This window comes from Pseudoalteromonas sp. MMG012, from assembly GCF_018100875.1.
Classification (GTDB): domain Bacteria; phylum Pseudomonadota; class Gammaproteobacteria; order Enterobacterales; family Alteromonadaceae; genus Pseudoalteromonas; species Pseudoalteromonas aurantia.
Genome location: NZ_JAGJEF010000017.1, coordinates 43,833 through 60,246, shown reverse-complemented (window position 1 = coordinate 60,246; position 16,414 = coordinate 43,833). Strand labels below are relative to the sequence as shown.

Here is a 16,414-nt window from a genome sequence, read left to right as displayed (position 1 = left end):
GTTACTATCGGGTTTCTTTTATAACGTGCTTGATTTAATGTGCTTGTTCCCAGTTTTCACCATAATCGGCTTCAACAATAAGTGGAACGTCTAACGATACCGCCCCAGACATCAAAGAGCAGATCACGGCACTAAACTCATCAACCTTATCTGTGGCAACTTCAAACACCAGTTCATCGTGTACTTGCATTAATAATTGAACATCATCTGTTGACTGTGTTTGTAGCCAATTATATACATCTAGCATTGCTTTTTTAATGATGTCTGCTGCAGTACCTTGCATAGGTGCATTTATCGCAGCACGCTCCGCCGCTTTTCGACGTGCTCCATTGCGCGCATTAATATCGGGCAAGTGCAAGCGGCGGCCAAATAGGGTTTCTACATACCCTTTATCTGCGGCTTCCTCACGTGTACGCTCCATATATTCAAGCACACCAGGGAATCGTTCAAAATACTTATCCATATAATGCTGTGCTTCATGGCGTGGAATATCAAGCTGGCGAGCCAAGCCAAATGCACTCATTCCATAAATTAAACCGAAATTTACTGCTTTAGCTTTACGGCGCATATCAGCTGTGACGTCTGCCAACTCAACTGAAAACACTTCTGATGCTGTGGCACTGTGCACATCTTTTCCTTGCTCAAAAGCGCTCAATAACCCCTTGTCTTGTGACAAGTGAGCCATAATTCGTAATTCAATTTGGCTGTAATCGGCTGCTAAAATAACCTTATTAGAGTCGGTAATAAATGCTTGCCTAATACGACGACCAGACTCGGTTCTAATAGGAATATTCTGCAAATTCGGATCACTTGAGCTGAGACGCCCCGTTGCAGTAACCGCTTGGTGATAAGAAGTATGAACACGGCCAGTATCCGGGTTCACCAATTTAGGCAGTTTATCTGTATAAGTTGACTTTAACTTCGCAAGCCCTCTATGTTCAATAATCAACTTTGGAAGCGGGTAATCATGTGCTAATTCTTGTAATACTTCTTCAGCCGTCGAAGGTGCCCCTTTGGGAGTTTTCTTAATTATTGGTAACCCTTGCTTTTCAAAGAGAATTGCTTGCAGTTGCTTAGGGGAACTTAAATTGAACTCTTCACCTGCGAGTTCAAAAGCCGATTTTTCAATATCGGTTAATCGCTCTGCAATTTCAACACTCTGGCGTGCCAACATATCACTATTAATACTAACACCTGTGCGCTCAACCTCTGATAATACCTTCAGCAAAGGTAACTCAATGTCATTAAACACAGATAGCAACGATGCGTGCTCTTCCAATAATGGCCATAAATGTAAGTGTAAGCGTAAAGTAATATCAGCATCTTCCGCAGCATAAGGTGCCGCTTTTTCCAACTCAATTTGGTTAAATGTGAGTTGTGATTTACCTTTGCCCGCAATCTCTTCAAAACTAATATTTTTGTGGCCTAGATACTTTAATGCCAGAGAATCCATATCATGACGCGTGCCAACACTATTAAGTACATAAGACTCAAGCATAGTATCAAATGCAATCCCATTTAATGCTAAGCCAGCACGTGCTAATACGCTTTTATCGTATTTGAGATTCTGACCCACTTTTTTGATTGAATGATCAGCAAGAACTTTCCCCATTTTTTCAAACACGATAGATTTGTCTAACTGCTCTGGAGCCCCCATATAATCATGCGCAATAGGCAAGTAAGCAGCTTCACCAGGTTCGACCGCAAAACTCATCCCAACTAAATCAGCTTGCATGTAATCTAAACTGGTTGTTTCTGTATCAAAAGCAATTAAATCAGCATTTTCTAACTTTATTAACCACGTATCTAACTGCGCTTGGGTTAAAATAGTTTCATAATTTGCTTCTACAGTCGGTACTACAGGCTCTGATACTGCTTGATTTACTTTTGCCGCTTCATTGCCATCTAATAAATCAGCAAGCCAGCGTTTAAACTCACACTCCGCAAAGAGCTCAATAAGCCTATCTTTATTTGTTTCAGTAACAGCAAACGTATCTAAGTCTTGCTCGACTTCAACGTCTAATTTGATTGTAGCCAACTCATAAGACAACTCTAGTTGAGATTTATGCTCTTCCAGTTTTTTCGCCATTGTCTTCGAACCGCGAAAACCTAAGCCGGCAATCTTGTCTAAATTAGCGTATAAGTTGTCAATGGCCCCTAAGCCCTGCAACATGGCTAATGCCGTTTTTTCTCCAACACCAGGGACCCCAGGAATATTGTCTACTTTATCTCCCATGAGTGCCAAATAATCGATAATGAGTTCAGGTGCAACACCAAACTTATCAATCACACCTTGAGGATCTAAGATCGTATCCGTCATGGTATTAATTAACGTGACATGTTTATCAACAAGTTGAGCCATATCTTTATCGCCAGTGCTAATTAGCACTGCGCGCTCTTGCTCTGATGCGATCTTCGCAAATGTACCAATAACATCGTCAGCTTCAACACCACTAATACAAACGAGCGGCAAACCCATTGCCTTAATAATCTCGTGAATAGGCTCTATTTGTGTGCGTAAGTCATCGGGCATTGGTGGACGATTCGCTTTATATTCGCTGTACATTTCATTTCTAAATGTCGGCCCTTTCGCATCGAATACCACCACCATATGGCTTGGTTTGTATTGTTTCAATAAGCTCTTAAGCATATTGATAACACCGTAAATAGCACCTGTGGCCTCCCCTTTTGAGTTTGTTAAATGTGGAGGCGAATGATACGCACGGAAAAGATAAGAAGAACCATCAACCAAGATCAAAGGATTTTCTGGGATCTGAGACATAATAAGGGGGATCCTAAATGAGCTTCAATAAAAACATCGTAAGCATGCCATACGACTAACCATAAGACGAGGAGTATTATACAGGTAAATGTATTCTAATTAGGGGAACAATCTGTGGATAAGTTTGTAGATAAACACAGGAAATCGCAGCTGACATAAATACAAATGCCCTCGGAATGGTTTAAATATTTGATATTAATAAAAAAATCTATGTTATTTTTTAATATATTAAAATTAAGAAATGTGGAAAAACATTTTTACGCTGCAAAAATATTAGAACACTCCGTTCAAAAATCAAGCTACTATTTTCGAGCGGGAGGGTATACTACCATAAACGATCTAAGATCACAGAAGATCCTTTATAATATTTTTGCTAGTCGCTACACTACTCCAAGTATATAGCCTTTAATACTTGACTAACGAGAACATTTCATGAAAAAAATTGCGATCATCTTAAGTGGTTGTGGCGTCTTCGATGGTGCTGAAATCCACGAAACTGTACTGACAATGCTACATATAGAACAACTAGGTGCCGAGTATGAATGTTTTGCTCCTAATTTAAACCAGCACCACGTCATCAATCACCTCAATGGGGAAACACAACAGGACTCACGTAACATCCTAATTGAAGCAGCGCGCATAGCACGTGGTAATATTCATGATCTCGCGACATTAAATGCCTCACACTTTGACGCGCTCGTAGTACCTGGAGGTTTTGGTGTTGCTAAAAATCTCAGTGACTTTGCTTTCTCGGGCGCGAACTCTACAATATTAGATATTTTTAAAGCAGCCTGCCAAGAATTTAGTCAACAAAATAAGCCCATTGCCTATTTATGTATTGCCCCAGCACTAATTGGTCATATTCATCCACAAGGGACGCTCACAACTATCGGTAATGATCCTGACACTGCACTCGCAACAGAGCAACTTGGAGCCAAGCACGTTGACTGTGCAGCCAATGATATTGTTATTGACCTACAACAAAAAGTCATATGCACACCCGCTTACATGTTGGCTAATTCAATCTCCGAAGCCTCAGAGGGCATTGCAAAAGCTATTACGCAACTTATTGATATGGCATAACACATTGCGTAAATTCAATAGCATGAATCATCTGCTTCTTTGCGACAACGCAAGAAAATAACCTTTTTGTGATGATATAAGTAAGTTTACGTTTTATAAATGAGTGGGTGACGTTATAATTGCTAAAAATTCCGTCATCTATCGTGATTGATCACGTCACAACCGAAGTGGGCAAGACAAATGAAAAAACTTTCAGCGGCTCTTTTATTGCTATCTACAGCGGCAATAGCGCAACCTTACGACAATGCTTTGACTGAAGAGGCAATTAAAAAACGTTTAGCACCTGTAGGCTCTGTTTATTTAGCTGGTGCGGCGCCTGCTGAAGTAATCCCTAGCGGCCCTCGCTCTGGTGAGCAAGTATATCAAGCATCATGTTTTGCTTGTCATGGTACTGGTGCACTAGGTGCGCCTAAAACACCAGACGACTGGGCTACCCGTTTAACCAAAGGTCGTGAGGTATTAATTGATCATGCAATTAATGGCTTTAATGCTATGCCACCACGTGGGACTTGCATGGATTGCTCTGATGATGAAATTACAGCCGCGATCGACTTTATGACTGCAAAGTAACGCCCATTTGCCGAAGAACGTCAGATCTTCGGCAAAACTCTGAATAAGCGACCCCCTTTCGTATTTATCATAAAGATTGGCTTGACCCCTGTTGATAAAAATGAAAATATACGATTAATAATTGTTCAAATAATAATAATTTTGGGTTAAGTCATTGGAAGATCCCGCAGCTCTACTGCGCAAGACCATTCGAAGAAATAAAAAACTCGAGGTCTTGTTAAAAAAACACAAACAAAACAACCACTTACAGCACGCTCTTATTTTGTTATCTGAGCAAGCAAGTACGGTTGCAGAGCTGACATTGTTGTACCCCGCAATTCATGACATTTTAGTCCAACACCTTCCCTGTAAAAGTTTTTATGTTGTTTTACAAAATCAGTTTTCCCAAGAGCTTGAATTATCTTATTTCGTAGATGAAAAAGATGGTATCGCAGTCCCTCTCCATGAAGCACATCATTTTTCTGATGGGATCACAGGCCATGTTTTCCGTACAGGAAAAACCCTCTACCTGACGCAGTCTCAAATGACAGAGCAAGCTCGTGATGGAGTATTCAGAGCACTAGGCAGTCCAGCAGAACATTGGGTTGGTGTGCCAATTTATCGTGACAAGACGATTATCGGCGTCATGGTCTCGCAAAGTTATCAAAAAGACCAGCACTACACCGAACAACAAATTGAACTACTTGAAGTTATGTCTCTTTATTTAGCAACCGCTATTGAGCGAGTGAAAAAGCGAGAGCTATTAGAGTCCGAAGTAAAAATTCGTACGCGTGCTTTAATGCAAAGTAATGACGCATTAAATAAAGAAATCGAGCAAAGAAAACGCGCTTTAGAACGCCAACAGATCCTCTTTAAAATATCTGAGCTTGCAACACAGTTTAATGATATAGACGACGTATATCAGCAAGTTCATGACATTATTCGTTCTATTACCTTTGCTGATAACTTATTCATCGCCCTGTATGACAAAAATACCGGATGGTTAAGCTTCCCATATTGTGTTGACGAAGTATCACATTACAAACCTCGACCATTTGCAAAAGGCTACAGTGAACTGGTAATAAGTACCGAGCAAAGCCAACTAATTGATATTGAAAGAGCCAAAACCTTAATTGATAGTAGTATTGTGGTTAGAACTCGTCATTATCACCAGCAAAGACTCGCTACCAGTTGGATGGGAGCTCCATTAAAAACAGCACATGGCGTGATTGGTTTGATTGCTTGTCAGGCATATGATCATAAGTATGAATTTAACCTCGATGATATTGAACTTATTTCATTTGTTTCCAATCAAATTGCATCCGTACTACAAACTCATTTGGCTAATCAAGCGCTCAAAGCAAGTCACTTGCAATTAGAGCACCGTGTTGCAGAAAAAACCAAAGCCTTACAGCAAAGTAATTTACATTTACAAATGCAAATTGATGAGCGAAAAAAAATAGAGCAACAGCTATACCACGACGCGCACCACGATGCATTAACCAGCTTACCCAATCGCAGTTTATTCTTAACACAACTAGAAAAAACCTTGCAAAAGTTCCAGCGTCACCCTGAGCATAATTTCGCTGTATTATTTATCGATCTTGATAAATTTAAATTGATCAATGACGAACTTGGTCACCAAGCCGGTGATCAGTTTTTGATTTGGGTCGCACAAGCATTTTTAGAGTGCATTCGAGAACACGACTTATTGGCAAGGCTAGCGGGTGATGAATTTGTTATTTTATTAGATCACTTAAGTGATCGCCAGCAAGCGGAAGACGTTGCAAAGCGTATCATTAAGGTTATGCAACAACCTTTCTGTATGAAAGGTGTATGTATGCAAAGTGGGGCAAGCATTGGTATCACATACAGTAATAAACATTACCAAAATACTGACGAAATTATTCGCGATGCTGACGCCGCTATGTACTATGCTAAAAATGCAGGTCGTGGTCGGTATGAGTTTTATCATCCATTATTAACCGCTGCGACTGGCAACCATAAAACGGCAGAGTATCACCATTTGAGTGCATTACCGAGCCATTTTAGAGGGACTGATATAATTGACTTAAGTCTCTCAAACAATGATATTTCTATGCTTGAAGCTTTTGGTGAACACCCTGTATTAGGCAGTACCAGTTTTGATATATTGAAAAAGTTTGCCGCGGAAAAAGCAGAGCATGTGGATATTGAACTATTGCTGCTTACTCAAGCATTAGAGCTTGCTCGTGATACCAAACAAGATGTACTTTTTGCGTGCTCTACTATTTTATTGGATCAACAAGTCTTTGCTCAGCTGTGTCAACGACTGGCACAACATACCCATTCTTTATGCCTCATATTTGATGAAACTGAAATTCGTTATGCCTCCAATCAGCAACAAGACAACCTCTGCGAGTTAACTCATTTAGGTTACATCATCGGGATCAATGATTTTGCCAAAGATCGGTGTGATCTCACTTTATTGAGCCAAATCAATTTCACCTATGTTTTACTTAGCTCGACGTTTAGTAAAAGGGTTCTCCAGCAAACCAGTTATGAAGCACAATTAAAGGGGATCCTTGCTGTGACACAATTGCAGAATATGCAGGTGATTGCAAAAGGACCCGCCATACTAAACTTCAGAAGTTTACTTGAAAGTCATGGTTTAACTCGCTTTTTTGGTAAGCAACATCATATTGAAAAAGCTGCTATTGATGTGCGGCAAACACCACCAATACCGACTGAGTCAGAGACACTAACGTTTTAGCATCGCACGTAAATTAGCAACCCTAGCTTGACCTTGTTCCATCCGCTCATTTTGCGAAGCCACTGTTTTTTTCTTACCTTCATAGTGTAAATCATCTTGTGGCAGTTCGAGTACGAAGCGACTTAATTCCGGTGTTGAAACATCCCCAAATTGCCGACGATTCTTTGCATAAGTAAGCGTTAACGTCTCTTGCGCACGCGTGATCCCCACGTAGGCCAAACGTCTTTCTTCTTCAACATTTTCTTCATCGATACTGGTCTGATGCGGTAGAAACCCTTCTTCCATACCCACCATAAACACATGGGGGTATTCGAGACCCTTTGATGCGTGTAAAGTTAATAACTGCACAGCATCACTGTCATCTTCTTCTTCATTACGTTCCAACATATCTCGTAATGTCAATTTGCTCACAACTTCAGGTAAGGTCATAGGCGGATTATCAGCATCCCCTGTCAGCATGTCAGTGATCCATTTATAGAGTTCAGAGACATTTTTCATACGCATCTCGGCGGCTTTGGCACTCGGTGAAGATTCATACAAATAGGCTTCATAGTTGATCTCACGTACCATGTCTTTAACCGCCTCTAAGGTATCACCACGGACAGCCCTATCTGACAATTCCACAACCCAACGCGCAAACCCCATTAATGCATTGTATCCGCGTCCCGCCAAGCGATGTGTAAGCTCTTGTTCAAAACACGCTGCGAAGAGTCCAATATGGCGTTCATTCGCTAGACTGCCTAATTTCTCTAATGTCACCGGCCCTATTTCTCTGCGTGGTGTATTGACCACACGTAAAAATGCATTATCGTCATCCTGATTAACCAATAACCTAAGGTACGCCATAATATCTTTTATCTCACTACGTGAGAAAAATGACATACCACCACTTATTTTATAAGGGATCCTGTTACTCATCAGTGATTTTTCAAACACTCGCGCTTGATGATTTCCACGATACAATATTGCATAGTCACGATAACTTGTTCGCTTCATGAACTTATGAGAAATAATTTCAGCAACAACCCTTTCTGCTTCATGCTCCTCATCTCTGGTCGCAATCACACGAATGGGTTCTCCCATATCAAGTTCGCTGAATAATTGTTTATCAAACTCATGCGGGTTATTCGCAATCAAAATATTTGCTGCTTTTAGAACACGTTTCACACTGCGGTAATTTTGCTCAAGCTTGATCAATCGTAATCCAGGATAGTCTTTCGATAACAACACTAGGTTTTGGGGTTTAGCACCTCGCCATGAATAAATAGATTGATCATCATCGCCTACCACAGTAAACCGAGCTCGTTCACCTACTAACAACTTTACTAATTGATATTGACTGGTATTGGTATCTTGATATTCATCAACCAGTAAGTAGCGAAAACGACTCTGCCATCGCTCTCTTACCGTCGAGTTTTGCCCCAGTAATAATGTTGGGATCATGATTAAATCATCGAAATCTAGCGCATTATAGGCACGTAATTGAATTTGATATCGCGCATATAGCTGAGCAAAGAGCGCTTTTTGCGGTTCCCGGGCTTCTTGTATTGCCCGTTGCGGTAAGATGAGTTCGTTCTTCCAATTACCAATCTGCATTTTAAGCAAATTCAATAAATCTTTATCTTTTTCTAACTCTTTCTCTGTTAGCTCACTCAATAGTTGGTTCGTGTCTTGATCATCCAATAATGAGAAGCCCGGCTTATAGCCTAACGTTTTAAGCTCTTTTTTTATCACTTCTAAGCCAAGTGTGTGGAACGTAGAGACCCATAATCCTTTTGATTCTTTTTTACCCAATGTTTGCAGTACCCGCTCACGCATTTCCTTAGCGGCTTTATTCGTAAATGTCACAGCGGCTATATTTTTTGCCTGATACTCACACTCTTGTACTAAATAGGCTATTTTATTCGTAATAACACGTGTTTTCCCAGAGCCTGCCCCCGCCAAGACCAAGCATGGTCCACTAATATACTTTACTGCTTCATCTTGTTTTGGGTTCAGTTTCATTACTGTGCTTATTTAAATACGATTAATAGTCATATTTTAACGTAAAGCGTCCCATGCGCCTAGCTACCAATTAATTCACGAAGGTGATGAAATGAGCTATGCGCCCTTTCTATAATTAACCTCAGGTTTGGATAAGGGTTTTGGAATAGAAAATGTTTTGAAAACAAATTTACGTACAATCCAATGATGATATTTTGTTCAATATCAAGGCGCTTTTATGCAGTAATAGCGGGCTATTACAAATGAAAGCAACGCCGAGAGTGAGAAAAATAGCTTTATTGGGCAAATTCGCTTAGCCTGAGCTGAGGTTAATTAAACCAATCAACAAAAGAGCCGCTTACTTAACGAGGCAAGCGATCTTATTCTTGGTGTTTCTTTTCTTTATCGTAAAGTACACCCAACACTTCTCTTTGCTATGTTGTTTTACGAACATTTGCTAATATGCGTACAAGCAACTTTTTATAGGCCAAAAAGATGATCAATCCAGCAAAAATTGAAGAAATTGCCAAACAAATATCGAGTAACATGCCTCAAGGCGTTAAAAATCTGGCAGATACGTTCGAGTCAAAAACGAAGCAAGCTATCCAAAATAAACTTACTGAGATGGACTTTGTCAGTAGAGAGGAGTTTGATATTCAAAGTAAAGTACTCATCAGAACACGTGAAAAGCTCGCCGAATTAGAAGCTAAAGTCGCTGAAATAGAAGCACAGCTAGACAGCGACAAACACGCAGAATAAATTAATTTGCGTAACGCTCCTTTACTTGTGTAACAGCCAGAGCATATTGGCTATTTATTTGCTCTGGTTGCCCAGCTCTGGCATTTAATTCATGCAATAATCCATCCGCTAGTCCATACACCCAACCATGAATCGTTAAACTTTGCCCTCTGCGCCAAGCATCTTGAACAATGTTGGTTTGACAAACATTACGAACTTGATCAATAACATTAAGCTCGCATAATGCGTCACACTGCTTATCTTGCGCAATATTATCAATAATATGTTGATGCTTTTCTTTTATATCTGAGACATGACGTAGCCAGTTATCAATAAGTCCAAAACGCGCTTCATCCAATACCGCTTGTACACCACCACAGCCATAATGGCCGACTACCATAATGTGTTTTACTTTTAGTACTTCAACCGCATACTGCATGACCGACAAGCAATTGTGATCAGTATGTACCACCACATTTGCAACGTTACGGTGCACAAAGAGCTCACCTGGCATTAAATCAACTATTTCATTCGCCGGTACTCGAGAATCGGAACACCCGATCCATAGATATTCAGGTTCTTGTTGACCAAGTAACTTTTTGAAAAAATCAGGATCTCGCGCTTGTTCGCGCTCTGCCCATTGTTGGTTATTATCTAATAAGTGTTCGAGCGTACACATCGCAGGAGTCCTCTATTTTCGGGTAGCGTGTATTAATATGTTCCTTGGTGTGAGCTGCTTTTCACAAAACTCACTAAGAGTGACATCATACCCAGCTGATTGTAAATATAAACCCCTATCGAGGACCAACCAGATCTCCAATGCCCGTCGAAAAACATGTCGTACCAGCTCTATTCTATCTGTTATACGTTTGCGTTTTTGGCCTTGAAGTAAATATTCATCATAATTAACTTCGGCTGGTAAGTTAATATTTTTTTGCATTGCAGCCCATTGGCAAAAATCGGAAAACTCTCCTGAGAATATGCTTTTATTTACCGAGGGAACACTTATATATACCTCTGAATCAGTACATTCTCGGCGTAATGCATCAAACCCCAAACGCCACGTCACTTCTTTACGTCTAACGACGGCTATCCGATCTGGTGCGGTGACCGTTTCTTGTAATGCTAATTTCATATCACTGTGGCTTAAAGTTAATTTACTGTGCTTTACTTCCTCACTCATTGGTTGATATGTTGGCTCAGTAAATAAATGGTAACAACACGGTGATAAGCTAATTTTTTGACAGTGCCCTGCTGCTGCACGACGTATGAAGGTCTGATGCAGCGCACCACATGCATGTAATGCTATTGCATGCTGCTGCGCTTTAAAATACCGCACCGTATTGTCGGTTAAGACATTTGCGCAGCTAAAGGTGACATTAAGTGCTTGTTGCTTGGCACTGTGGATACCTTGTTCACATAGCCCAGCTTGTAACTCAATAGCATGTACTTCGGGCGCACCTAAATGTGCCATGAGTCTTCCCAAGTGTCCTTTACCCGCGCACCACTCCAATACAGGTAATTGCTGCTCAGGCACATGGCTCACGAAATCTTGTAACTGAATTAATTTACGACCTTTTATCCCATTGCTTAACCAAAAAGGCACGCTTTCTCGGGGCCTTTCTGTGTACGGTAATGCTGTTAATGAAGCAAGCTTACTCAGGTGTGGAATATACTCAGAAAACACATCATATAAACGATTTTGATCAGCATCCAACACCGCCACTTCACTATCATCCAAGCTTAATAAAAAATGATTTAGCTCATCTGTAAATGGTAGTGTTAAATAATCAAATGCGACACGTTGCCAGTAATCTCGTGTGTTGGATAAGCACGTATCGAGTTGTTGAAATTGATTAAGCAAAGACATGAATACATACATTTCAAAATAAAACGCTATTCTAGCGTGTTTTTATCATGATAGGATAATTGTTGTATGCGATATTTTCGTTTATGAAATAACATCAAATAACCGTACATGGGTATTGATAGTAAGGTCAAGACACAAGCTAACACTAACATCCAAGACCATGATGAGTCGGTAGTATCATGCTTATGTTGATATAAAAAAGTGGATTTAATCTTCCGCCACTGAGACAAATCCAAGTTATATAATTGTGCGATCCATTGCCAACGTGTTTCAGACATGCTACCAATAGCGCCTCCGGAATGAGTAATATAAGTCGCAAGCTCATCCGCTTCAAAGCTCAGCTGCTCTTTGGTTTTATGCCGCGCATACTTCTCATGGATCACCTCTATGCTGTGCTGCATATTCAGTAATGCATAGCGCCACCCTTTTAAACTCGCCTGCTTAAACTTCTCAACCGTCTCGGGCTTATGGGCCAGCATATTTTCACTGGTAAAAAGAATATCGCCATACACATTCAGCCCATATTGCTTAGGACAAATTTGTCGTGTCTTAACGCCTTCCTGCAGCATTTTATACGGCTCGTTCGTAACGTAAACCTGAATTGCATCAAACATTCCCCGCTTGAAATCCTCTAATGGGTTTAATCCTGCGTATAATGGCAAATCTGAAATGTTAATACCGACACGCTCAAGCATTACAGTAAGCTCTGCACTTTCCTCTTTTCCTAGATGACTGACCTTTTTCCCTAAGAAGTCTTCCGGTTTATATATATTACTACTCTCTTTTACCATCCAGCAGTAAGGTGATGACTGAAATATAGCAGCTAACGCAACCAATGGTTTACCATCCATTTTAGCCTTTAACACGCCTGAATGAGTAACGCCAAACTGAGCCTGACCTGAAAGCACTTTAAAATGTGTATCTGGGTTGCTAGGGTTAGCTGGTAAAATGGTCACTTTCAACCCAGCCTCTTTATAAAACCCCTGCTCCGCTGCCATATAATACCCAGCAAACTGAAATTGATGTGTCCACTTCAGCTGCAGAACAACAGGCTCAAGTCCGTTAGCACCTGAGGTCCAAAAAAAAATAATAAACGACAAAGTAAACCAAACTTTCGCCATACATCTTTTACTCTTCCCAATAAACTCGAAGTTTAACTATAGAAAAGCAAAGCTTTTTTGCAAATTACCCGACCTTACGTGCTTCTTCCACCGAAGCTTGAAGGTATTGGCTAAAACACGGGTTATTCGTCTCATCTTGATACAAGTAGCCAAGTTGAGAGAGGTGTTTATCAAACTGCTCATATGCATTCGGTGCAATATCAAAAGCAGCCAATACATTCCCCTCCGCGGCACCATGGTTTCTATAATGAAACAAGGTGATATTCCAATTCGCTCCCAATGTATCTAAAAAACGAGCCAGTGCACCAGGGTACTCAGGAAATTCGAAACGTAATAAACGCTCTTGCAATAACACAGGTGGCTTGCCGCCAACCATGTAACGTATATGCAGCTTAGCAAGTTCATTATCTGACAAATCTTCTAATGCATAACCTTTCTTTTCAAGCCGCCCTTTAAGATCGTCTAATTCAATTTGTCCACCGCGTAATCCAACACCAACAAAAATTTGCGCTTCTCCTTCACCGGCATATCGATAGTTAAACTCAGTGATAGCACGACCCTCTAGATCATGACAAAACTGTTTGAAGCTGCCTTTTTCTTCCGCAATAGTCACCCCAAATAACGCTTCATTTTTAGCGCCTAATGCGGTTCTTTCTGCAATATATCGTAATCTGTCAAAATTCAAATTCGCGCCAGATAAAACAGCTGCTAAGGTTAGCCCTGCACGATTACTTTGCTCGCTCCATTTTTTTATGCCGGCGACGGACAATGCACCCGAAGGTTCAGCTATTGCACGTGTCGCAATAAAAATATCTTGTACCGCGGCACAAATCTCATCAGCACTCACAGTGATAACTTCATCACAAAACTGTTGTGCCAATCGAAATGTTTCGGTGCCGATCAGTTTCACCGCCACACCATCGGCAAAACTCCCCACCTCCGATAACGTCACTGGCTTACCTGCCTCCAAAGCGGCTTTTAAGCATGCACTTTCCTGCGCTTCAACTCCAATGACTTTAATATCAGGGCGTAACGACTTGATGTACACCGCCATACCTGCCAACAGGCCGCCGCCACCAACCGGAATAAATACCGCATCTAACTCATTTAATTGCTGCATTAACTCTCGCGCAACAGTGCCTTGCCCTACAATCACATCTTTATCATCAAAAGGGGGAACAAATACCGCTTGTTCTTGTTCTGTTAGCATGTGCGCATGCATTTGAGCTTCATCAAAGTTATGGCCATGTAACACCACTTTCGCACCTAAATTACGTACTGCATTGACCTTAATCTCAGGAGTCGTCACTGGCATCACAATACACGCTTGATGTCCAAGGTGTGCGGCACTTAATGCAACACCTTGGGCATGATTCCCAGCAGATGCTGTAACCACCTGACTACCTAGGGGTAATTGCTGTAATTTGTGATATGCACCTCGTAATTTAAAAGAGTAAACCGGTTGTTGGTCTTCACGCTTGAGCCAGATTTTTTGCCCCAAACGTTCTGAGAGTGCACCCATTTCACTTAATTCAGTCACCTTGACTAGTGGAGACATATCAGCTTGAATAATAGCGCGAAAATAATCTAGCTCTTGTGAAACCATCGTTAACTTAACTCCTCTAACTTCGCTAAATCACGTACAGCGCCTTTGTCTGCACTTGTTGCTAACAACGCATAGGCTTTTAATGCAGGACTCACAACTCGTTGACGATCCAATGGTTTATAGGCATCTTTTCCACGTGCCAATTGCTTATCTCGTCGAGCCTGCATTTGCGTTTCGTCAAGTAACAAATGAATACCTCGATTATGGATATCAATATGGATCAAATCACCATTTTCAACCAGAGCTAACGCGCCGCCACTGGCCGCTTCAGGGGAAGCATGGCCAATAGATAAACCAGACGTGCCACCTGAAAAGCGACCATCGGTTAATAATGCACAGTCTCTATCTAAACCCATTGATTTTAAATAGCTTGTCGGATACAACATTTCTTGCATCCCAGGCCCCCCCTTAGGCCCTTCATAACGAATGACTATCACATCCCCTTTTTTAATCTCACCAGCCAAAATGCTATCAACCGCATCGTCTTGAGATTCAAATACAACGGCTGGACCTGTAAAATCAAGCATCTCGTCAACAACACCGGCACTTTTTACAATACAGCCGTCAGGTGTTAAATTACCAGAAAGTACCGCTAAACCACCATCGAGTCGAAACGCATGTTCAATGCTACGAATACAACCATTTTCACGGTCAGTGTCTAACGTGTCCCAGCGATATGCTTGACTCATCCCCTTCGTGGTTCGAATACCGGCAGGGCCTGCTCGAAAAAATAGTTGTGCTTTTTCATTGTTACTATCCATTGCATCCCACCGCGTGATCACATCACCTAAAGTGCCACCCGCAACATGTCCTACTGTTAAATCTAAACGATCACCTTTGGCTAATTCATTCAACATACCCATCATGCCACCAGCACGGTGTACATCTTCAATATGATATTCTTGAGTTGCCGGCGCAACTTTACATAAAAATGGCGTTTTGCGAGAGAGCTCATCGATATGGCTCATATCAAAATCAACCCCACCTTCTTGCGCCGCTGCCAATAAATGTAATACCGTATTTGATGACCCACCCATTGCTATATCTAAGGTCATCGCATTCATAAAGGCCGCTCTATTCGCGATATTTCGAGGTAATACGGCTTCATTATCTTTTTGATAATAATCATTGCACAGAGCAACTATACGCTTACCTGCCGCTTCATATAATTGTTGACGATCTTTATGTGTCGCTAACGTTGTACCATTGCCCGGCAATGCCAGTCCAAGCGCTTCTAGTAAACAATTCATTGAATTTGCCGTAAACATGCCCGAACATGATCCACACGTTGGACACGCTGAGCGTTCAACTTGCTCTGAGTCTTCATCACTCACGGTTGGATCTGCGCCTTTAACCATGGCATCAACCAAATCCAATTTGATATCAATATCGGCCAAGCGGGTTTTTCCCGCTTCCATTGGGCCACCCGACACAAAAATCACAGGTATATTCAAACGCAGTGCAGCCAACAGCATTCCTGGTGTAATTTTGTCGCAATTTGAAATACACACCATGGCATCAGCACAATGTGCATTCACCATATATTCTACTGAGTCAGCAATTAAATCGCGCGAAGGTAAAGAATACAGCATGCCACCATGGCCCATTGCGATACCATCATCAATTGCTATGGTATTAAACTCGCGAGGGACGCCCCCTGCATCACGGATGGTATCCGCCATCAATTCGCTGAGCTGATTGAGATGAACATGGCCCGGAACAAATTGCGTGTAAGAATTTACGACAGCAACAATTGGCTTCTCAAAATCACTGTCTGTCATGCCTGTTGCACGCCAAAGCGCCCTTGCGCCTGCGCGTTTTCTGCCTTCGGTGGTGGTTTTACTTCTTAACTTGGCCATGCTTAACCCTTTAATGTTGTGCGCCGTTACTATATGTACAACGACGACGTTTCCTCATTCCCAATGCAGCC

The 16,414-nt window shown here is 41.4% G+C and carries 11 protein-coding genes; 4 read left to right on the top strand and 7 right to left on the bottom strand.

Annotation, left to right across the window (positions count from 1 at the left end; all coding sequences use genetic code 11):
* Window positions 1–34: 34 nt before the first annotated feature.
* Window positions 35–2,782 (bottom strand): DNA polymerase I, encoded by a 2,748-nt coding sequence (polA, locus tag J8L97_RS08390; protein WP_211048748.1) that lies wholly within the window; start codon window positions 2,780–2,782, stop codon window positions 35–37.
* A 432-nt stretch (window positions 2,783–3,214) separates the two neighbouring features.
* Between polA and elbB the strand changes: the two genes are divergently transcribed.
* The 3 genes from elbB to J8L97_RS08375 all read left to right on the top strand — a co-directional run bounded on the left by elbB (window position 3,215) and on the right by J8L97_RS08375 (window position 7,166).
* Complete coding sequence (gene elbB, locus J8L97_RS08385) at window positions 3,215–3,865, top strand: isoprenoid biosynthesis glyoxalase ElbB (protein WP_210995771.1); 651 nt, start codon at window positions 3,215–3,217, stop codon at window positions 3,863–3,865.
* A 180-nt stretch (window positions 3,866–4,045) separates the two neighbouring features.
* Window positions 4,046–4,435, top strand: coding sequence for a cytochrome c5 family protein (locus J8L97_RS08380; protein ID WP_211048746.1), 390 nt, complete (start codon window positions 4,046–4,048; stop codon window positions 4,433–4,435).
* Window positions 4,436–4,589: 154 nt separating this feature from the next.
* On the top strand, window positions 4,590–7,166 hold the full coding sequence (locus J8L97_RS08375) for a diguanylate cyclase domain-containing protein (RefSeq protein WP_211048744.1): 2,577 nt from the start codon (window positions 4,590–4,592) through the stop codon (window positions 7,164–7,166).
* On the opposite strand, the gene rep is transcribed toward J8L97_RS08375, so the two are convergent.
* Window positions 7,155–9,170, bottom strand: a complete 2,016-nt coding sequence (gene rep, locus J8L97_RS08370) for a DNA helicase Rep (protein WP_211048742.1) — start codon at window positions 9,168–9,170, stop codon at window positions 7,155–7,157. The genes J8L97_RS08375 and rep overlap by 12 nt on opposite strands.
* A 474-nt stretch (window positions 9,171–9,644) precedes the next feature.
* Here rep and ubiK point away from each other — a divergent pair, with 474 nt between their 5' ends.
* Window positions 9,645–9,908 (top strand): ubiquinone biosynthesis accessory factor UbiK, encoded by a 264-nt coding sequence (gene ubiK / locus J8L97_RS08365; RefSeq protein WP_211048740.1) that lies wholly within the window; start codon window positions 9,645–9,647, stop codon window positions 9,906–9,908.
* A gap of 1 nt (window position 9,909) precedes the next feature.
* Here the strand turns inward: ubiK and can are convergent, their stop codons facing one another.
* The 5 genes from can to ilvD form a co-directional block, all read right to left on the bottom strand.
* Entirely contained in the window at window positions 9,910–10,566 is a 657-nt protein-coding gene (gene can, locus J8L97_RS08360) for a carbonate dehydratase (protein ID WP_192508927.1), read from the bottom strand.
* A 12-nt stretch (window positions 10,567–10,578) separates the two neighbouring features.
* Window positions 10,579–11,757, bottom strand: coding sequence for a methyltransferase (locus J8L97_RS08355; RefSeq protein WP_211048738.1), 1,179 nt, complete (start codon window positions 11,755–11,757; stop codon window positions 10,579–10,581).
* Between the two features lie 26 nt (window positions 11,758–11,783).
* Complete coding sequence (locus J8L97_RS08350; RefSeq protein WP_211048736.1) at window positions 11,784–12,878, bottom strand: ABC transporter substrate-binding protein; 1,095 nt, start codon at window positions 12,876–12,878, stop codon at window positions 11,784–11,786.
* Window positions 12,879–12,942: 64 nt separating this feature from the next.
* A complete protein-coding gene (ilvA, locus tag J8L97_RS08345) occupies window positions 12,943–14,484 on the bottom strand; it encodes a threonine ammonia-lyase, biosynthetic (RefSeq protein ID WP_211048734.1) in 1,542 nt (513 codons plus the stop codon).
* Window positions 14,485–14,486: 2 nt separating this feature from the next.
* Window positions 14,487–16,343: a dihydroxy-acid dehydratase gene (gene ilvD / locus J8L97_RS08340; RefSeq protein WP_210995778.1), complete on the bottom strand. Its 1,857-nt coding sequence runs from the start codon at window positions 16,341–16,343 to the stop codon at window positions 14,487–14,489.
* Between the last annotated feature and the right edge of the window lie 71 nt (window positions 16,344–16,414).

Bases quoted from the DNA above. Each gene is read 5' to 3' on its own strand.
- can (WP_192508927.1), bottom strand. From the start codon at position 10,566: ATGTGTACGCTCGAACACTTATTAGATAATAACCAACAATGGGCAGAG.
- elbB (WP_210995771.1), top strand. From the start codon at position 3,215: ATGAAAAAAATTGCGATCATCTTAAGTGGTTGTGGCGTCTTCGATGGT.
- J8L97_RS08350 (WP_211048736.1), bottom strand. From the start codon at position 12,878: ATGGCGAAAGTTTGGTTTACTTTGTCGTTTATTATTTTTTTTTGGACC.
- ilvD (WP_210995778.1), bottom strand. From the start codon at position 16,343: ATGGCCAAGTTAAGAAGTAAAACCACCACCGAAGGCAGAAAACGCGCA.
- J8L97_RS08355 (WP_211048738.1), bottom strand. From the start codon at position 11,757: ATGTCTTTGCTTAATCAATTTCAACAACTCGATACGTGCTTATCCAAC.
- J8L97_RS08380 (WP_211048746.1), top strand. From the start codon at position 4,046: ATGAAAAAACTTTCAGCGGCTCTTTTATTGCTATCTACAGCGGCAATA.
- ubiK (WP_211048740.1), top strand. From the start codon at position 9,645: ATGATCAATCCAGCAAAAATTGAAGAAATTGCCAAACAAATATCGAGT.
- rep (WP_211048742.1), bottom strand. From the start codon at position 9,170: ATGAAACTGAACCCAAAACAAGATGAAGCAGTAAAGTATATTAGTGGA.
- ilvA (WP_211048734.1), bottom strand. From the start codon at position 14,484: ATGGTTTCACAAGAGCTAGATTATTTTCGCGCTATTATTCAAGCTGAT.
- polA (WP_211048748.1), bottom strand. From the start codon at position 2,782: ATGTCTCAGATCCCAGAAAATCCTTTGATCTTGGTTGATGGTTCTTCT.